Raw genomic sequence first — 19,607 nt, forward strand, 5'->3', positions numbered from 1 at the left:
CGAGTGAACAGCTGGAAGCCGCCCTTGAGTTACTACTCAAACTCTATCGGGAAATCAGGTACTCACTAAACCCACGATTTGAACTCGAGCTATTCATTTCCCGTCTGGGGAGCCTTCCTTCCCTTGTTTCAGCAACGACTCTCGTGAAGAAAATTACCCAGATGCGGGATGAACTGCTTTCAGGGACAGTGAAACTTCCCCCAAAAAAGCTTGAGGTCCAACCTGACCTGCTTGCCACCAGGGAAACCATCAAACCCAAGGAGAAGACACCCCCTTCCAGCAGCGTTGCAGCACTTGGGCAGAGAAACGAAGAGGTCAAAGAACAGAACGTTCCTGTAAAGCCTGCTCCTGTACAGAGTCGCCCATTCACCAAGGGAGATCTTCCTGCCTTGGTAGGTAAACTCTCAAGCGCACCACTGCTCAGTCAAGTGGTACAGGCAATTACTGAAGTAACGAATGATGAGGGAGTATTGAATCTTACCTTCTCCACTGCCTTCTGCCAGAATAAGGCAGAAGAGAGTACTGAGAAATTCAGATCCCTGGTCAAGGAGATTACAGGGTTTGATGGACCGATACGATTCCACTGCCTTGAGACAGAGAAACAAGAAGAGACCCCACAGACTGAAGATTCAGTAGTCTCAAAGATCGCCTCGATTTTCCGGGGAGAGATCACCCAACAAACCAATGAAATGTAAGTGAGGAAACACCGTATGGATATGAACCCTTTTGAGCTGTTGAAAAATATGAAAGGCATTCAGGAGAATGTGAAAAAAATGCAGGAAATGCTTCCCACCATTACTGCAACCGGAAGTGCCGGTGCAGGTATGGTTGAAGTTACCATCAATGGAAAATTCATTGTCACTGACATCCATATCGAAAAAGATATTGTCGACCCAGATGACCTAGGAACACTTCAGGTATTGTTGAGTAGTGCCTTCAATGACGCATCAGCAAAAATCCAGCAGAAGATCCAGAGTGAAGGTATGAAATATGCCGGTCCTTTGGGTGGCTTCCCCCCTCAGGCCTAGTCATGACAGCATTGGAAAACCTTATCCAGACCCTTTCCCGTCTTCCTGGTATCGGTCCGAAGAGTGCCTCGAGACTCGCCTATCACCTGATAAAGACCGAGAAGAGCTATAATCAGAACCTCAGCCAAGCAATTGCCACCATACAGGACCGGATTTTCCCCTGTTCCATATGTGGCAGTTTCACCGAGACCGATCCTTGTCCTGTATGTAGTGATGCTTCCCGGGACAGGAGTCTTCTCTGTGTGGTGGAAGAACCACAGGATGTGCTGACCATCCAGTCCAGTGGGGCATATAATGGGCTGTATCATGTGCTTGGGGGAGCGATCAGTCCACTCGATGGAGTTGGGCCCGAACAGCTCTCATTCTCCCGCCTCCTGCAACGTATCAAGGAGGGTCAGTTCACAGAACTGATTATAGCCACCAATCCAACTGAAGAGGGTGATACAACAGCTCTTTACATCAGACATATTCTCAAGGAATATACAGAGCTCTCCATAACGCGATTGGCCAGTGGACTGCCTATTGGAGGAGATTTGGAATACGCTGACAGAATTACCTTGGCAAGATCATTACGAGGGAGAGTGACGTTCTAGCGAATTCCACGCTCTCTCTTGATTGATTCATATGCGTCCTGGATTTCCCTGAACTTTGCCGTCGCATGACCCAGGAATTCCTCCCCCATGCCTTTTGAGGCAAGGGTGTCAGGATGGAACTCAATACTGAGCTTCCTGTAGGCACGCTTCACTTCATCATCAGTAGCCGTACGTGGAATATTGAGAATTGCATAGGATTTGTCCGATGCATTGCTGCAACCACCATAGCGGTTACAGAGCATCTCAACAAAGCTATCACTTAAGCGGAATATCTTTGCAGCGCGTCTGATCATCTCTTCTTCTGCACTGTTGATGACTCCATCGGCAGCAGCTACACGGTAGAAGATATCGATCATCAACTGAAGAATGTTTGGTGCGTGGCTAAAGTTTTGATAGAATTGGGAAGCGAACTGTTCAAACGTTCCACCACCGGTAAGTGCGGTATCGAAGACCCGCATGGCAGCTTCTTCTTCACGATACCCCAAACGAAGATCCTGACGAATGAACTCCAGTACTTTCTGACGTTCATGTGATGAAACCGAACCGTCAGAGGATGCAATCCTTGCAAGCATCGAGAATGCACCCACGAAAAAGAGCATCTGCTCCCTATCGAGGGTTGTATAGCTACTTCTTGTTGTTTGGGTGGATCCTACATCACCGGCCTTGTCAAACATATGGCCGAAGGCAATCCCAGCAATCATTCCCAAGGGTCCTCCGAACATGAAGCCGAAGGTACCCCCAAATAGTTTACCGAGCCACGCCATGACTTACAGCTTGTCGATCAACATTGAACACTTTCCGGAAGGAATCGGAAGAGTCTTCTTCTTTTTCTCCCCAAGAATTTCAATGGTGAAGTAATAGAGCTTTTCGCTCTCAAGACGAATTTCCCAGCCACGGTCTGTCTTGTTGCTGAGAATGGTGATCATGTTACGTTTCAAGGAGAGGTTCTCGATTCCCATGGCCTCAAGGGAGGGCATGACCCAATCGACAGTCTTTCTGGGAAGCGAAATTTCCAAGCCAATGATGTTCTCGATCATCAAGGTAATGGTGACCACTCCTGCATAGGGCATCAATCTCCTGCGCGGGAAGTCTGGAATCTCATCTGTCTTGGAGAAGCCTTCCTTGTTTGGAAGGTACGCCTCCCATACATCCCCTATGGTTTCAGCATCGGGATGCAGGGTATCAAGCAGGAAATACATGTGCCTGATAGCACACTCCCTTGCAAAGATGAACTGGTTGAATTTCTCCAGCCCCTTGATAACCATATAGGTATTGATGGGAATAACCCCACCACAATGCCCATTACCCTCTTCGCTGAACGCGGGAGAAGAGACCGGCACACTCGGGAAAGGGTTGTCAGTTCCAAACTCTTTCGGGTCCTTGAGGTACTCAATCAGGTAAGCAGCACGTTCATCATTGGGAATTTCCGCAAGCATTGTCCAATAAGCACCGATGTACTTGTTGTCAATGCGGTTTTCCTTGATATCCAGATCATAGTAGAAATTGGTATCAGGATCCCACATCATACTGTTTATCCTCGTCTTCAAGGAGAAGTAAATCCGCTTGTAACGGAAACTCAACTCCTTGTCGTTGAGGATATCACCGATCGCAGACATGTACAGGGCATTAACAGCAAGCTGTGCATTGAAGTCCAATGGGTAGTACACATGGTCACGGGGAATATTACCACTCTGGCATGCTTCGATGGGAACAGAGTAGAGCCCATTGGGCTTTTGGAACGTTGCCTGGATCCAGGAGAAGTATCGCTCCAGTACAGGAACGACCTCCTTCAGCCTTTTCTTGTTTCCAATCTTATGGTAAAAGCCATGTTCAACATAGGCAAAAAGAGGAGGGAAAATCCCTTCCGGGTTTGCTGCCGTAAAGACAGGCTTCCCATCCTCTATGGAGTACTCCCCACGAATAGCACCATTTGCTTCCTGTTTCTGGTAGAAATAGTCAAGCATAGGGAACGGAGAGTTATTCTGGTTGCTATACACCAGAAAAAGAGAAGAGAAACAGGATAAATACTGATTGAAGGTTGTCTGGCCAGGGTATGAAAGATAGGAACCGCTCATGCCATTGGCTTCGGTTCCTTGCTTCCAAAGTTCGTCTATCCATACCCAAGACCTGTCATACATGTCGACAAAATCTTGATCATAAAAATGTACGAACGGCACCATATCCTTTATCAAATTGGGAACTCCTTAGTTATCAGCTAAAACGAGAAAAACTACATAAGACGCGCATTGTTAAAGATAAACTCTCTTAGAGGAGAAGTCAATCATATTCAGGCAAGTTTTGGAAACACTTCACTTTTTCGAAAACCAAACTTCCTGATTCCAAAGAAAATTTTTAATCATTTATATAATAGCTAATTATTGAAGAATTGAAAAGGGCTACTTTTTAGTAAAACTACAATATTTATCTGTTTGTTCTGTATCGAGCTCAACATCTAGACACGGTTTGCCCAAAAAACCCAACTCTCAGCAAAACACCGGGAGGACGGCTTCCAAAAGCGTAACGGAAAACTCCATACAACCTTGAGAAATCTCCTCCCCATCAACATGTACAGGCATTGGATGATCACTACTTACCATCTTCACCTCCTTCACTCTTGAGACACTGAATTCCTTGCGTTTGACCTGTCCTCCCTTGAAGAAGGTAAGCGCCAGAGGAACCAATTTCCAGCTGGGAACAGGAGTATTTGCATATACCACATCAAACAAGCCATCATCAAAAAGCGCATCCGGACCCATCAGGAATGCTGAGCCCATTCTCCTTCCATTGCATATGGAGAGTTGCTGTGTCTGGAGTTTTTGCGTCTTTCCATCCAAGGTAAGTTCAACGGAATACGGAGCTGGATAATGGATCAGAATTCTGATAAGGGCAAAGACATAGCTTGGAGTCCCCGAGACATGCTTGAAATCACTGGCAAGAAAGTTTACCAATGGCTCAAATCCGACACCAAGGCCATTTATGAAGTATCGTCCCTGTGGATATTTCCCACCATGTACAATACCTGCATCAATAGTTCGTTTGGTACCCTGAAGGATTACCGAGCAGGCTTCCTTGAGGGATTTCGGTATCTGCATACTCCAGGCAAAATCATTGCCCCGTCCAATTGGTATTACCCCGAGGGTCGGTACCGGTAGCTGCTTCTCTGCTGCAGCCTTCAACATTCCATTGACCGTCTCGTTGACGGTGCCGTCCCCACCGGCAGCAATGATTGCATCACGCCTTTCACACGTTGCCTGCCATGCCAGCTGTTCGGCCCCTTCACCCTTCTTGGTGTAGACCAGTTCCACATGATTCCCAGATTGAGAAAGCAAGGCCTTGATCAAGTCCCCTTGCTTTTTTGCTCTTCCCTTCGCTGCATGTGGATTCAGAATAACGAAAAGCTCTCGCTCAGCCATGGCAGTACCCCTTATTCCTATTTACACCCAAGGACCGATGACCTATGATGAGCGTTGTGAAAACATACGCCCCTCGCACAGCATTTCTTCCTACAACACAAGAAGATTTGCAACAACGGTCCTGGGACCAAATAGACATCGCATTCATCAGTGCAGACGCCTACGTCGATCATCCCTCATTCGCACTTGCCCTCTTGGCACGATTGCTGGAAAAGGAAGGTTATCGTGTGGGTATTATCGCACAACCCGACTGGAACTCAACAAAAGATTTCCTTAAATTGGGCAAACCACGTCTTTGTTGCCTTATTAGTGGAGGGAATATCGACAGTATGGTCTCCCACTATACCGCCAATGTAAAACCGCGAAGTGAGGACGAATACAGCCCCGGAGGCAAGGCAGGGCTCCGCCCAGACCGTCCAACCTTGGTGTATACCGCGAAGGCAAGACAAGCATACGGTAAGGATACCCCAATCATCATAGGGGGACTGGAGGCTTCACTGAGAAGGCTCAGTCACTATGACTACTGGAGTGACAAGGTACGTAAACCCATCATCCTCGATGCAAAGGCCGACCTCTTGGTTTACGGAATGGGAGAGAGACAGACCCTTGAAATCATTCGACGTCTCGACAAAGGGGAACCAATCTCACAGCTCAAGGACATCAGGGGAACAGTCTACGCTGCCAATCCTAACACCTTTGAGATCGAGGCAGAGCCAACAAGCATCATTCCCTCCTATGAAGAGGTCAGTGAACGGGACAAGCAATCCAATACACCAACTGAAGCAGGAAAAATAGCTTATGCGAAAGCATTTGGCATGCAGATGCTGCAGGAAAACCCGATAATGGGGAAACGAGTCATTCAATCCTGTATGCAACGTCTGGTTGTCCAGAACCCTCCTGCCCTTCCGCTGGAGGAAGCTTTTTTCGATTCCCTACACGAACTTCCTTTCACCCTTGATGCACATCCAGACTACGAAAAAGCAGGGGGAATCCCTGCCCTGAAGGAAGTACAGTTCTCCATCACCAGCAATCGTGGGTGCTTTGGCTCCTGCTCTTTCTGTGCCATCACCAGCCACCAGGGCAGGATGATCCAAACCAGGAGCAAGGAATCCTTGGTAAAGGAAGCAAAACGAATGAGTGAGCATCCTGCATTCAAGGGATATATCCATGACCTAGGAGGCCCAACGGCAAACTTCCAAGGTTTGGCTTGCGATAGACAGCAAATCTATGGGCCCTGCCCGGCAAAGGAGTGCCTCTATCCCAATCCTTGTGCCAATCTCAAGGACTACCATGGAAGGTATCTCGATCTTCTTGAAGCCATTGAATCACTTCCTAGGGTAAAGAAGGTTTTCATCAGGAGCGGTATCCGCTACGACTATCTCCTGGAAGTTTGTGATGAAAAGACAAGGCAACGGTTCATGAACCATCTTGTCAGGAACAATGTCAGTGGACAGCTCAAGGTTGCTCCCGAACATGTCAGCGACAAGGTGCTTGATGCCATGGGCAAGCCAAGGGCAGCCCTCTTTGACGAGTTCACTGAACTCTACCAAGAGACCACAGAAAAGGCAGGTAAAAAACAGTACCTGATACCCTACTTCATAGCGGCTCATCCCGGCAGTACGCTAGAGGATGCCATCACACTGGCCTTATATCTGCACAAACTACACTTCATTCCCGATCAGGTGCAGGAATTTTATCCAACGCCCGGGACAGTCTCTACCTGTATGTACTATACTGGGCTCGATCCCAGGCCTGGCAAGCGGTTTGCCAGCGTTTACGTCCCCAAGGGACGTGAGAGACATCTGCAGCGAGCCCTCCTGCAGTACAACAAGATAGAAAACCGCCCCTTGGTTCTTGAGGCCTTGGAAAAAGCGCAGAGGAAGGACTTGTCGAGGATACTCCTCACAAGACGGTAAACTTGGTGGAAAAGACAATATCAGAACGTAGGGATTTCTTTCAGAAAATGGTGACCATAGCCTTGCCAGTGGTCTTCCAAAGCCTGCTAACCAACTCCCTCTCCTTTGTTGACACCCTGATGATCGGTCAGCTCGGTGAATCCTCCATTGCTGCGGTTGCACTGGGAAACCAGATGTTCTTCCTGATCAGTGTGTTGTTTTTCGGTGTCTGCAGTGGATCAGCCATCTTTCTCTCCCAATACTGGGGGGCGAAGAATGAAACAAATATCCAACGGGTCCTGGGACTCTCGTTCACCTTGGCAGGAGCTTCAGCTCTGATTTTTGCCTTGGCATCCTTGTTCATACCTCGCCAGATCATGCATATATTCACCACTGAAACAGAGGTGGTCAGCCAAGGTATCGCGTATCTCAGGATTGTCGGCATAAGCTACCTCTTTACCGCGATCAGCCAGGTGCTTGCTACGGCACTGAGAGTCATTGGATATGCAAAGATCCCCTTACAGGTTGCTCTCTTCTCCCTGACCCTAAATGCAGGGGGTAACTACCTCCTCATCTTTGGTATTGGTCCATTTCCTGAATTGGGTGTGGCAGGGGCAGCAATCGCAACCACCATAAGTCGACTGGTTGAGGTGATCGCCCTCCTGTGGATCGTCTACCATCGCCATCCTGTCATTGCCATCAGAAGCAGGGAAGCCTTCCGGTGGAACAAGACATTCTTGCTGCATATCATCCCTACCAGCATGCCTGTGATCATCAATGAATTCTTCTGGGCTCTTGGCATGGCCACCTACAAGGTTGCCTACAGCAAGATGGGAATTGAAGCCATCGCCTCCATAAATGTGGCGGAATCGGTAGGGAATCTTTTCTTTGTCCTGATGATGGGTATCAGCAATGCAACATTGATCATGATCGGGGTCAAGATCGGGGAAAAACAAAGACTCCTTGCCCTGCTCTATGCCAAACGATTCATTGCCACAGCCCTTTTGGTAGGACTTGCAATGGGCATCTTTGAATTCCTCTTTGCCCCGCTGTTCACCTCCTTCTTTAATATCTCTGATAGGGTAAGAGAACTGGCTATCTACTGTCTTTCCATCAATGCAGCTTTGCTACCGATCAAAAGCATCAATATGGTCATCATTGTGGGAATACTACGCAGTGGTGGCGATACCAAATATTCCATGTTCGCAGAGATGTTCGGGGTATGGGCGGTCGGCGTTCCGCTTGCCTTCATCGGAGTATTCCTGTTGCATCTCAATACCTGGCAGCTCTACCTGCTCTTGGGTATGGAAGAGGTCACCAAGTTGTTCATAGGCCTATATCGCATCAAGAGAGAGGCATGGATTAACGACCTGACAGCTACCTTTCATTGACCTCTCTTGCGTATGAACGTATAGTTGTAGGTAAAGAGAGGTATCTACATGAGTCTACGAACCGTACTTACCAATGGGACTGTTGTAACTGGTTATGCAAAACTGAAAGACTGTGCCCTCTATATAGATGAAAAAGGGGAAATCGGTGACATCTTCAATATGAGAAGATTGTCAGAGAAACACTTCCCCAGTGACACCACCATGATTGATGTAGGAGGTTCCTATATCATGCCTGGTTTCATCGATTCCCATATCCACGGAATTGGGGGTTTTGGGACAGAAGACTGTAAGGCTTCCAGCATCCTGGGAATGAGCGAGCGACTTGCGGACTTTGGAGTGAGTGCATTCATGCCCACTGTATATACTGACAAGCTTGATGTAATGAAAGCCAGCACCAAGGCAATCGCTGATGCAATGGGCAGTGAGCAAGGTGCAAAGATAATGGGCATCAATCTGGAAGGGCCCTTTATCTCCATGGAACGTGTTGGAGCCCAGAATCCAGAGGGCGTAATACCTGTCAATCTTGAGATTTTCAATGATCTCATCGAAGCAGGACAAGGCAAGGTCATCTGTATGACAGTAGCCCCTGAACTCAAACACATGCGTGAATTGGCATTGTTGGCAAGAGAAAAGAACATCGTTTTGCTTGCTGGCCATACCAACGCCAGCTACGAAAATATCATGGAAGGGATGCAGTGTGGAATCTTCCACTCCACCCACTTCTTCAATGCAATGAGTCGCCTGCATCACAGGAACCCTGGAACGGTCGGGGCGATCCTGATCCAAAGAGACATGCAGTGTGAAATTATCTGTGACGGTATTCATGTACATCCTGAATTGGTCAAAATGTTGCTCCGTGAAAAACCACTGGACAACATTGTCATGATAACCGACAGTCTCAAGCCCACCAAACAAAGAACCGGCCCGATGTTGGCCAATGGAATAGAATGCACGGTGGGAGAAGATGGAGCCTTTGTCAGTCTCAAGGATCCAGACCTTTTCATCGGCTCTGCACTGACCATGCTCCAAGGAATGAAAAATGCAATCGACTGGGAAATACCCATTCAACAGGCAAGCCAGATGAGTTCCACAAACCCAGCACGTATCTACAGCTTTACCAAGCAAGGGATGCTGGTTCCAGGCTACAAGGCGGATGTGGTTGTCCTGGATGAGAACATGCAGATGAAAGGTTTGTTTGTCGATGGAAATCTGATCCGTGACCGCTTTGCCTGAAAGAACAATAAGGAGTAAATAACGATGCAAGATGCAGTGAAGGGGTTGAAGCCCCAGGCACTCTGGAACTATTTCTCTGACCTCTCTGATATTCCCCGAGAATCGGGAAATGAGGAAGGAGTACGCCAATTTCTACTTGCCTTTGCCAAAGAACATGAGCTAGAGGCCGTTGTTGATGCAGTCGGCAATGTTATCGTGCGTAAGAAGGCTTATCCCGGATTTGAAAAGAGACCTTCAGTCGCCCTGCAGGGACATATGGATATGGTCTGTGTAAAAGAGGCATGGAGCACTCATGACTTCGAAAAGGATCCCATTGAACTTGTGCAAGATGGCGACTTTCTCAGGGCTAATGGAACCACCCTCGGCGGAGATAATGGTATTGCAATCGCGCTCGCCCTCGATATCCTTGCAGACAAAGAGGCAAAACATGGTCCCTTGGAGGCCATCTTTACCATAAGTGAAGAGACCGGACTGACAGGGGCTTTCAATATTGAACAAGACAAGGTACAGAGCAGGCTCCTGATCAATCTGGACAGTGAAGAAGAGGGAGTTCTCTATATCGGGTGTGCCGGAGGAATAGAAGTTGATGTAACACTCCCTGTGCAGTGGGAAGCAGTCCCTTCTTCCTTCAAGGCTTTCACACTTACTGCAAACGGGATGCTCGGAGGGCATAGCGGTGGAGAGATTCATAAACAGCGGGCAAATGCCATCAAGGTAGCTGCTCGCGCATTGAGCCAGATTCACTCCTGTATGGTCTTCAAGGCAGAAGGGGGGACCAAACGAAATGTTATTCCTTCAGTTTGCACGCTTTCTTTTGCAGTACCGTCCGGTGAGATTGAAACACTGAAGGCTTTCGTCTCACAAACCCAGCAGATGCTTAGTGACGAGTATGCACTCAATGATCCGGATATTCGCCTTACCTTGGAGGAGACGGATGTCCCAAAGAAAGCTGTGGATGGAACAATCAGCAAACAACTGCTTACCAGCCTGTATGCCGCCCCACATGGGGTCGATGCCATGAGTTTCAGGATTCCTGGCATCGTGGAGACCTCATCCAATCTGGCCATTCTTCGGCTGGATGAAGAGGCTTTTCATGTAACCAGCAGCCATCGCTCCTCAGTACTCTCTGCGCGTGACGATATAGCCCGTAGATTTGCGTCAGTCTTCACCCTCGCTGGTGCAAAGACAACCTTTGTAGGGGCATACCCTGCATGGACACCAAATCCCGACTCAGCATTGACGGGATTCTGTGCAAAGGCGTATGAGGAGTATACTGGGAAGAAGCCGGAAATTACCGCCATCCATGCTGGTCTTGAATGTGGCATCATCAACAGCAGGATTCCTGGGATGGACTCTGTCTCCTTTGGCCCTGACATGTTTGATGTCCACTCCACCAAGGAACGTATCAGCATCCCCTCTGTTGAGCGTATCAGTGGATTCACCCGTCACCTGCTTTCAATCATCGAATGAGCAGGCCGATCATAGCGATAGGCGGGACCTATGACCAGGCTCCGCCTACCTCTGCATTTCCTACCCTTCGGAGGATTTTCACCAATGAAGGGTATGTTGCAAAGCTTGAAAAGAGTGGGGCTTCCGTTCTTCTCATTCCCCATACAAAAACCGATATTGACACCTTAATATCCCACTGTGATGGCCTTTTACTACCAGGAGGACCGGATATTGAGCCATCATTGTATAATAAAGAGCGTCACCCATCCTGCGGCAAAAGTGACATAGAGAGCGACATATTCCAAATCGCGTTGTATCATGCTGCAAAGAGAAAAGGCATACCGATCCTTGGTATCTGCCGGGGATGTCAGTTGATCAACGTAGCTGAGGGAGGAACTCTCTTTCAGGACTATATGATGAGAGAGCAACACGACATAGTACATCCAGATCTGGAACACTTTGACCAAGTAAGTCACCCTGTCACCATTCAGGAAAACACAAAGCTTGCATCCATACTGGGAAGTGGGGAGGTCGGGGTCAACAGTCTTCACCACCAATGCATCGACGAGGTTGCCCCTGCTTTTCAGTGTACAGCAAGAAGCAGCGATGGTTGCATTGAAGCTATAGAGAATACCAGTGAGAATTGGATTCTAGGGGTACAATGGCACCCTGAGAGCATGGAAGATGAGATGCTTCCCCTCTTCAAGGCGTTTGTGGATGCAGCCATGGGATAACAGGAGAGGCTGTCCCCTTAGAGGAAACAGCCTCAATTGTGTTTGGCAATGAGCTAGGTCAGCCCTTTATATCCCTTGCTAATGCCTTTGCCAGATCATAGGCCTTCTGCTTGTCTTCCTCAGTAGGGGAACCTTGGTATTCAACTACACCACGGCAGTCCAGCTTCATGGCCGAAGAGAATTCATCAAACTGCTTTTGTGCTCCACCAGACCATCCAAAGGATCCAAAGCGTAGCGTTTTTCTTCCCTGTACATGGCTTCTTTCAAGAATATCCAGAACATGGTACATCGGGGGGAACATCTTGTATTCGTAGGTAGGCATACCGATGACCAAGCCTTCGCTTCTCCACACCTTCTCCAGGACAAAGGACTCATGGGTCTGGGGAACCTGCAGAACATGGACCGGAATGCCCTCACTCTTCAGACCTTCAACAATTGAAGAGAGCAAGGCCTGAGTGTTCCCATACATACTCGACCAGACTACAGCTACCTCTTTTTCTCTGGGGCCTTGCATGTAGGTGGCCAGGGTCTTATACCACTCGATAATCTTCTCAGGTTCTGAGCGCCATACAACCCCATGGCTCGGTGCAACCATCTTGATGGAAAGCCCATCAAGCTTGGCAATTCCACGAATTACAAAGGATGAGAAGGAAGAGACGATGTTTGCATAGTAGCGTTCAGTCTCACTGGCAAGCTTTGCCTTATCCTCTTCAGTCAGCTCATCATCAAAACAGCCCTCATACCGGCCAAAGGAACCAAAGGCATCACAACTGAAGAGGATCCCATCCTCTTCCAGATACGTCATCATGGTTTCGGGCCAGTGGATATTCGGGGTCATGAAAAACTTAAGGGTCTTCCCCCCAAGGTCGAGGGTCTCCCCGTCACTGACAGCCCGTACGTTTTTCTCAATCTTATAGAAATGCTTTATCAGGGGAACAGCTTTTACGCTGCAGAGGATTTCTACATCAGGATAGTGCTTGACGATTTCTGCCATTGCACCGGTGTGATCTGGTTCCATATGATTGATGATGATGTAGTCCAGATTCCCTTCTCCGAGGGAAAGACTCTCCAGCTGATCACCAACAGCTTTCAACGCACCATCCCAATCCTTGACCAAATCGACCAGAACACGCTTCTCGTTGCCTTTCACTACATAAGAGTTCAGCATCACTCCATCAGGGATAGGCCATATTCCTTCAAACAGGTCCCGACTGCCAACCTTTGCGGCCACACGGTAGACACCATCTGCAAGTACATCAGGTTTCATAGTATTGAATCTCCTCTTCATACAAAGATACACAATTATACCAAATTTGTGAATGAAAGGCATCAATACACTATGACAATCCCTGCACTCACTCGGGAATCAAAGACAGAGCTGGGTCTCCCTTTGCATGGAAAATATGGTTCGCTGTACCTGTTTGTAGTCGCTCATATAATGCAGAAGCAGGGAATGGAACTCTTTTGAATGGTTGAAATGTACCAAGTGAGCCATTTCATGCAGTACCAGATAGGAGAGTTGCTTCTCGCTTAGGGCTTGGCATCGCAGGGAAAAATTCAGCCTGCCTTTTGCTGAACAGCTACCCCATCGACTTTTTGAATCGCGTACCGAAAAGGGAGGAATGGGGAGATGCAGGATATCTGCCCAATAGGAGACCAGGGGCGTCAGTCTCTTGCGTGCCTCTTCTCGGTAGAGTTCCTTGATCAGGCGGCAGATACCAAAGGAGTCCAAGGGCTTTTTGGGATCATAGGTCACAATCAAAGAGGAATCATGTACCGTAATTGCGACATACTTTCCAGGCTCCAACATAAGTGTGTAGTGTTTCCCTTCATAGGGAAACAACTCTCCACTCTCATAGGAATGCAGTGCCTGTTGCTGTTTTATGATTGTATGGAGCAGTTTTTCCTTATTGCTGAGAATAACTCTCTCTACGGCAACCTTCGATATTCCGTAAGGGGCACTTACTTTCACCTTCCCATCTGCCTTGACCCGAACTGTTATATGTCGAATCCCTCTTCTGTAGAGAAGGGTGTATGGTATGTTTTCTACTTTACCGTCTGTTTTCATTCTGCTACAGTATCTCTCATGCAACAAAGCAAGTCCATGATTTTACACCTCAACCAGGCGATTCCCTATCAAACAGCTCCATTCTCTGCCTCTGATGCGGAGGATGCTTATCAACAGATGCTCACCCATCTCGATGCTCAACCGGTAGGCAGTGAAGGTTGCCTTGCCCTCTCTTCCACTCTTTCCCTGCTCTTTGCCGGGGTACAGGAGAGTCCCGATGAGGCAACACGAGAGGCTGTTGAGAAAGGACTCCCCTTGCCAAAGGTAGCGGCTCCTTTCTATCTGGAAGAAGGAAGTTATACATTCACCCAACTCTCTCCCCCTTCTTCCATCGCCTCCTTATCCTCAGCAATCGACAACCTTTTTGATGGTCCGCCTGTCATCTACCTTAGGCTTCTGAAAGAGAACCCTCTTACCATCATTGCCCAGCTCTGGACACAGCGTTAGAAAAAAAGAGGGATGAGAAGCGGAGCAACCAAGCTCATGATCACACCATGGTAGATCGAACCTACCATGGTACGCGTTCCAAAGTGAGAGGAAAGCAAGACCAAGGTCACATCCATACTGGTCGCACCGGCAGTGCAGACTGCAGGATAGTAATACCTCCTTCCCAACCTTCCAAACAGAGGAATAAGGAAAAATGAGAAGCTCTCTCTCAGCAGATTGGACAGGAATGAGATGGAACCAAGAACCGGATACCCCAGATCGGTGATCAGGATACCGGAGAGAGAGTACCATCCAAACCCACTAAGCATCCCTACCACTTCCGCAAGCGTATAGGGAGTGAAAACGAACACTCCCAATGCACCAACGTAGGTACCGAGTATGGTGTAGAGAGGGAGGAAAAACAGGCTTCTATCAGCAAACACCCCTTTGAAGCTTATCTTCCGATGAACCATGCCCATGCCGACAAAGAACAACAGCACATAGAGCAGGTAGGTAACCAGGGAACTATCAAACCAAGAGAAGGCATTCGTACCCAGTCTCAATACCAATCCAAGGATTACAATGGAAACCAAGAGCAGAGGTTCCTTGATAATATCATACAGTCTTCTGATGAAACTCTGCTCCTTCCTCTTTGCAATGGCAATATGCTCAGAACGCAAGGACGGTGTCAGGATAAAGGAAAAAAACAGAGCAACAAGAATGGTACCGGCCACTCCAAACAACGTGATAAGCAACGCAGTAATACCGATGGTTCCAAACTGTGAGGTGATTCCATCGATCCCACCAGTGTTCACACCCATGAAAAACAGCAGAAGCCAAACCAAGAACATCTGTGCATATGCTGAGACGTGGGTGAACCTTTCCTTGCCCAAAAGATGTGCAGAACCCATTCCGAGAACTAAAGCAAGGGCGAGTTTTGCCAGATAGAGAAGTGTTTCCATGTGGACAAACAGTATATCAATCACACATGACTGTCAAATTCCCTTGTTTCTCCGCTCTTCCTTCAGTATAGTTGACTGCATGACTGATGAAAAAATGAGTGATACCTTCCACCGACTCACACTCAACGATGGAAGAGAGATTCTCCTTGTGGGCACAGCCCATGTATCCAAAGAGAGTGTTGATGAAGTGGCACAGCTCATTGAGAGTGAGCAACCTGACCATATCTGCCTTGAGCTTGACGATGGACGGATGAAAAACAGGGAGGAGAAATCCTCTTGGTCAAATATGGACATCAAGAAGGTCCTCAAGGAAAATAAGGGCTTTCTCCTGTTGGCGAATATGGCCCTCTCCTCCTTTCAGAAACGAATGGGAGACCAATCAGGGAGTGCCCCCGGAGAAGAAATCCTCAGTGCAGCCAGACTGGCCAAGGAAAAAGAGATTCCCTACTCACTCTGTGACCGGGAAATCCAGGTCACGTTCAGCAGGGCGTGGAGAAAGTCGAACCTCTGGAACAAGGCAAAACTCATTGCCACCATCATCAGCGCCGCTTTCAGTAATGAAAAGATTTCAGAGGAGGAACTGGAGTCCCTCAAAAAGGCCGATGTCATGCAAGGTATGATGGATGAGATGGCCAAGGAACTACCCTCGGTCAAGGAAGTGCTCATCGACGAGCGAGACCGTTATCTGGCAACCAGTATCTTCCTCTCCCCTGGTAATAAAAAGCTCGCCGTCATTGGCGCAGGTCACCAAGGTGGTATCATCAGGACAATCAAGGCAATAGAAGAGGGCACCATCGGTACCGACCTTTCAGACATCAGCACCACCCCAAAGGGTGGTAAAGCCGGAAAGATTTTCTCCTGGGGCTTTCCCATACTTATTGTGGGAATCCTCTTGTATGGTTTCTTCAACCTCGGTCAAAGTGAAGGGATCAAGATGTTTGGGTACTGGCTGGCAGTGAACATGAGCTTCACCGCCATTGGTGCCATCCTTGCACTAGCCCATCCCCTCAACACATTGGTAAGTATATTGTCAGCCCCCCTTACAAGCCTCCATCCTGGGATTGGGGTTGGAATGGTGAGCGGATTGATGGAAGCAACGCTCAGGAAGCCAAAGGTTCGTGATTTTGAGCAACTGGGGGAGGATGCAGCATCCTTCAGAGGGTGGTATCGAAACCGTGTATTGCACACCCTCCTTGTCTTCCTCTACACCAGCCTTGGAGCCTCCATCGGAAATGTTGTCATTTTCCCCATTCTTTTGAGCATGCTTGGTTCATAAGGAAAGCTAACAAACACAGCAAGAGAGGTCGTATCGATTGATACGGCCTTTCTTCAACTCTATTTCAAAATATTTATTTCTTTTATTTGTATATTTTTATTTATTTGTTAGTATTGCTTACTATATAATCACTTCATTGAATTCATAAGATCCAGAGCTTCCTTTATAGTAGAGCAAGCATGTTGAACCAGCGGGGAACGGGAAGCAATCCTGGGGACTATTGAACGTTTGAAACCCAGCTCCTTTGCAGCCTTTTCTCGTTTTTCAGGAAACCCAACACCCCTTACTTCTCCAGCAAGGCTAAGCTCCCCATAGCTGATCAAGGCCTTGGGTATACTCTTGTTGGTCAGGGCAGACCAGAGGGCAAGGGCAAGGGGCAACTCAATGGATACCTCGCTGAGTTTCATCCCCCCTGCTACATTGACATAGATATCCTGGTCACTGAGACGTAGGCCTGCATGTCGCTCCAAAATTGCAGCAACGCGGGTAACCCTGGCTGTATCAATACGGTCTGAATAGATTCGGGTATACCCATTCTTGGCACTGGTAGTCAGTGCCTGGATTTCCACCAGAAAGGTCCGCGACCCCTCGATAACCGGGGTATAGGATATCCCAGGGGGTATGTCCTTTGTGAGCCTATCGGTAATAAAGAATGAGGACGGATTTGCCACTGGGCTGAGCCCTTTCTCATGCATACTGAAAATACCGATTTCATCAACTGAGCCAAACCGATTCTTTGCTGCTCGAATCAACCGAATTCCACTGGAAATCTGCTCAAAGTAGATTACGGTATCAACCAGATGCTCAATGACTTTTGGACCAGCCAATACCCCTTCCTTCGTCACATGCCCGATAAGAAACAACGATATTCCCAACTGTTTGCAGAGACCAACCAAGGTAGTGGAACAAGATCGGATCTGGTTCACTGACCCGGCAGGGGAAGGAATCTCATCACTGGTAAGCGTCTGTAATGAATCAACAACGACTACATCGGGCTTCTCTTCACTCAAGAGACTTACCACCACTTCCACCCTGGTATCACAAAAAATCGAGATGGATGAAAGATTGAGTTCCAGCCGTTGGGCACGAAGCTTAACCTGACTGGGTGACTCCTCTCCAGAAATGTAGAGCACTTTTCGTCCGCTTGAGCACTTCTCAAGTACCTGGAGCATTAAGGTAGACTTGCCGATACCCGGCTCTCCCCCAAGGAGGATGGAAGAGCCACGCATGACTCCTCCACCGAGTACCCGGTCAAGTTCACTGATACCTGTCTCATACCGGAACAACGGATCAATCTCAACTTCCTCCAAACTCACAGGCTTGGTGGCAGTGCTGATCACAGCACGCTTGCCATCGGAAGGTTTACGTACCGCTTCCTCTTCAAAGGTGTTCCAACTTCCGCAGTCTGGACAGCGTCCCAACCATTTTGTCTCAACCCTGCCACATTGGCTACAGACGTAATGAACAGCCCTCTCTTTCACAAGTATCTCCTTCTAATATATCTATTTAAAACTTTATCAACTCCACATCGAAAATCAGATAGGAGTTGGGAGGGATAACCCCGGGATATCCCATGGTCCCGTATCCGAGTTCGGGGGGGATGATCAGGGTCCGCTGTTCACCTACGGTCATGGTCTTCAAGGCCTCATTCCATCCTTCAATCACCTGTCCGATTGCAAACTGCGCTGGGGTCCCCCTCTGCACTGAACTATCAAAGATTCTTCCATCGAGCAAGGAACCAGTATAGTGAACAGTTACAGTTTGGCCGTGTTTCGGGCTTTTCTTTCCTTCACCGTCTTTCTTTACTACATACCGAAGACCAGTCTCTGTCACTTTTGCATCAGGCCAACGATTCTTCAGCTCTTTCTCAAGCTTCTCTTTCTCCTTGGCTTCGCGGCTCTTGTTCTTTTCCTCTGCTGCAAGTACATACTGGGTAAAGATCTCACGAGAGACTTCAAATGCCTCAGCTTCCTTTCCTACACGTACAATCTCAACACGGTTGAGCTTATCACCTTGTGCTATGGAGTTCACCACATCCATACCTTCTACAACATGACCAAAGACGGAATGCTTTCCATCCAACCAAGGAGTCGCTACATGTGTGATAAAAAACTGGCTTCCATTTGTTCCGGGTCCAGCGTTTGCCATGGAGAGAACACCCGGTTCGGTATGTTTCAATGAATCATCGAACTCGTCTGGGAACGTATATCCAGGACCTCCGGTCCCATTTCCTTTTGGGCATCCACCTTGGATCATGAAGTTTTCAATGACCCGATGGAAGGTAAGATTTGTATAAAAAGGCTTTCCTTCCCCATTCACATTCAAAGCTCCCTCTGCAAGCCCTACAAAGTTTGCAGTGGTCATTGGAGCTTTCTTGCTCTCTAGGAATAGTGTGATTTCACCCTTACTGGTATGCAATACGGCATACAAGCCGTCTTTCAATTCTTTCTTATCCATTGTATCTCCTTACTTTTCTTATACTTCAAACAGTCCCTGATTTGGCATCAGCAACTGATACAGTCTTTCCAATTCTTCACTACTGGTAAAGGGGATCTCAATCTTTCCTTTTTCCAGTGACCCTTTAATCTCTACCTGTGATCCTACTGCATGCAGGAATTTATCTTCAATTGCTATAATCTCTGGAGCCTTTGCCAGACTCTTCTTGGCTCGTTTCTTCTTTTGATATGCAGCACGTTTGCCCATATTGAACTGGGAAGCCAACTGTTCCGTTGCTCGTACCGAAAGATCCTTCTCCAGTACGGTACGATAGAGAATTTCCCTGTCAGCAGGATTCACCACAGAAAGGATTGCTCTCGCCTGACCTGCAGTAAATTTGCCATTCAACAAATCCTGCTGCATGGAGGAACTCAATTGCAAAAGCCGAATGCTATTACTAATGGTGGACCTATTTTTTCCCAGTCTCTTCGCCAACTCCTCTTGGGTTATCCCTGCTTCTTGAATAAGGTAAGCATACGCTTTCGCTTCTTCAATGGGGTTCAGGCTCTCTCTCTGAATATTCTCTATGAGAGAAACTTCCAATCGTTGCATCTGGGTGAAATCTTTTACCAGTACCGGCATTCGCTCGAGTCCTGCAATTTTTGCTGCCCGGAATCTTCTCTCCCCAGCCACAATACTATAC

General features: G+C 47.9%; 18 protein-coding genes and 1 pseudogene. 10 read left to right on the forward strand and 9 right to left on the reverse strand.

Annotation, left to right across the window (positions count from 1 at the left end):
- The 3 genes and pseudogenes from JF818_RS05420 to recR all read left to right on the forward strand — a co-directional run.
- Positions 1-695: pseudogene (locus JF818_RS05420) on the forward strand (DNA polymerase III subunit gamma/tau); the annotation flags it as partial.
- 15 nt (positions 696-710) lie between these two features.
- The gene (locus tag JF818_RS05425; protein WP_198890945.1) at positions 711-1,028 is read left to right on the forward strand and encodes a YbaB/EbfC family nucleoid-associated protein; all 318 of its coding nucleotides are present in this window, start codon (positions 711-713) and stop codon (positions 1,026-1,028) included.
- A 2-nt stretch (positions 1,029-1,030) separates the two neighbouring features.
- Positions 1,031-1,621, forward strand: coding sequence for a recombination mediator RecR (gene recR, locus JF818_RS05430; RefSeq protein WP_198890946.1), 591 nt, complete (start codon positions 1,031-1,033; stop codon positions 1,619-1,621).
- Here recR and JF818_RS05435 read toward each other — a convergent pair.
- The 3 genes from JF818_RS05435 to JF818_RS05445 form a co-directional block, all read right to left on the reverse strand.
- The gene (locus tag JF818_RS05435) at positions 1,618-2,385 is read right to left on the reverse strand and encodes a TerB family tellurite resistance protein (RefSeq protein WP_198890947.1); all 768 of its coding nucleotides are present in this window, start codon (positions 2,383-2,385) and stop codon (positions 1,618-1,620) included. The genes recR and JF818_RS05435 overlap by 4 nt on opposite strands.
- A 3-nt stretch (positions 2,386-2,388) precedes the next feature.
- Positions 2,389-3,813, reverse strand: a complete 1,425-nt coding sequence (locus JF818_RS05440) for a trehalase family glycosidase (RefSeq protein WP_198890948.1) — start codon at positions 3,811-3,813, stop codon at positions 2,389-2,391.
- A 291-nt stretch (positions 3,814-4,104) separates the two neighbouring features.
- Entirely contained in the window at positions 4,105-5,034 is a 930-nt protein-coding gene (locus JF818_RS05445; protein ID WP_198890949.1) for a diacylglycerol kinase family protein, read from the reverse strand.
- Between the two features lie 56 nt (positions 5,035-5,090).
- On the opposite strand from JF818_RS05445, the gene JF818_RS05450 reads away from it, so the two are divergent.
- Genes JF818_RS05450 through JF818_RS05470 form a run of 5 tightly spaced genes read left to right on the forward strand, consistent with a single transcriptional unit; the run spans position 5,091 to position 11,736 of the window.
- Positions 5,091-6,950 (forward strand): YgiQ family radical SAM protein, encoded by a 1,860-nt coding sequence (locus JF818_RS05450; RefSeq protein WP_370570308.1) that lies wholly within the window; start codon positions 5,091-5,093, stop codon positions 6,948-6,950.
- A 5-nt stretch (positions 6,951-6,955) separates the two neighbouring features.
- Positions 6,956-8,320: an MATE family efflux transporter gene (locus JF818_RS05455; protein ID WP_370570309.1), complete on the forward strand. Its 1,365-nt coding sequence runs from the start codon at positions 6,956-6,958 to the stop codon at positions 8,318-8,320.
- 48 nt (positions 8,321-8,368) lie between these two features.
- Positions 8,369-9,553: an N-acetylglucosamine-6-phosphate deacetylase gene (nagA, locus tag JF818_RS05460; protein WP_198890950.1), complete on the forward strand. Its 1,185-nt coding sequence runs from the start codon at positions 8,369-8,371 to the stop codon at positions 9,551-9,553.
- Positions 9,554-9,577: 24 nt separating this feature from the next.
- Positions 9,578-11,023 (forward strand): aminoacyl-histidine dipeptidase, encoded by a 1,446-nt coding sequence (locus JF818_RS05465; protein WP_198890951.1) that lies wholly within the window; start codon positions 9,578-9,580, stop codon positions 11,021-11,023.
- Complete coding sequence (locus JF818_RS05470) at positions 11,020-11,736, forward strand: gamma-glutamyl-gamma-aminobutyrate hydrolase family protein (RefSeq protein WP_198890952.1); 717 nt, start codon at positions 11,020-11,022, stop codon at positions 11,734-11,736. The genes JF818_RS05465 and JF818_RS05470 overlap by 4 nt, the downstream gene beginning before the upstream one ends.
- Before the next feature lie 58 nt (positions 11,737-11,794).
- Here JF818_RS05470 and JF818_RS05475 read toward each other — a convergent pair whose 3' ends face one another.
- Together JF818_RS05475 and JF818_RS05480 are read right to left on the reverse strand one after the other, a co-directional pair.
- Positions 11,795-13,003 (reverse strand): FprA family A-type flavoprotein, encoded by a 1,209-nt coding sequence (locus JF818_RS05475; protein ID WP_198890953.1) that lies wholly within the window; start codon positions 13,001-13,003, stop codon positions 11,795-11,797.
- 99 nt (positions 13,004-13,102) lie between these two features.
- Positions 13,103-13,804, reverse strand: a complete 702-nt coding sequence (locus JF818_RS05480) for a M48 family metallopeptidase (protein WP_198890954.1) — start codon at positions 13,802-13,804, stop codon at positions 13,103-13,105.
- Positions 13,805-13,822: 18 nt separating this feature from the next.
- Here JF818_RS05480 and JF818_RS05485 point away from each other — a divergent pair, with 18 nt between their 5' ends.
- Positions 13,823-14,251, forward strand: coding sequence for a hypothetical protein (locus JF818_RS05485; RefSeq protein ID WP_198890955.1), 429 nt, complete (start codon positions 13,823-13,825; stop codon positions 14,249-14,251).
- Here the strand turns inward: JF818_RS05485 and JF818_RS05490 are convergent.
- On the reverse strand, positions 14,248-15,192 hold the full coding sequence (locus JF818_RS05490; protein ID WP_198890956.1) for a lysine exporter LysO family protein: 945 nt from the start codon (positions 15,190-15,192) through the stop codon (positions 14,248-14,250). The two genes, JF818_RS05485 and JF818_RS05490, sit on opposite strands and share 4 nt — an antisense overlap.
- Before the next feature lie 79 nt (positions 15,193-15,271).
- On the opposite strand from JF818_RS05490, the gene JF818_RS05495 reads away from it, so the two are divergent.
- Positions 15,272-16,468 (forward strand): TraB/GumN family protein, encoded by a 1,197-nt coding sequence (locus JF818_RS05495; RefSeq protein ID WP_198890957.1) that lies wholly within the window; start codon positions 15,272-15,274, stop codon positions 16,466-16,468.
- A 128-nt stretch (positions 16,469-16,596) separates the two neighbouring features.
- Here JF818_RS05495 and radA read toward each other — a convergent pair whose 3' ends face one another.
- The 3 genes from radA to JF818_RS05510 all read right to left on the reverse strand — a co-directional run.
- Positions 16,597-17,949, reverse strand: coding sequence for a DNA repair protein RadA (radA, locus tag JF818_RS05500; protein WP_198890958.1), 1,353 nt, complete (start codon positions 17,947-17,949; stop codon positions 16,597-16,599).
- A gap of 25 nt (positions 17,950-17,974) precedes the next feature.
- Positions 17,975-18,925 carry a peptidylprolyl isomerase gene (locus JF818_RS05505; protein WP_198890959.1) on the reverse strand — a complete coding sequence of 317 codons (951 nt, stop codon included), beginning with the start codon at positions 18,923-18,925 and terminating at the stop codon, positions 17,975-17,977.
- Between the two features lie 18 nt (positions 18,926-18,943).
- Positions 18,944-19,607: ParB/RepB/Spo0J family partition protein (locus tag JF818_RS05510; protein ID WP_198890960.1), on the reverse strand; the 664-nt coding region annotated here is incomplete at its 5' end.

This window comes from Sphaerochaeta sp. S2, from assembly GCF_016406725.1.
GTDB lineage: Bacteria > Spirochaetota > Spirochaetia > Sphaerochaetales > Sphaerochaetaceae > Sphaerochaeta.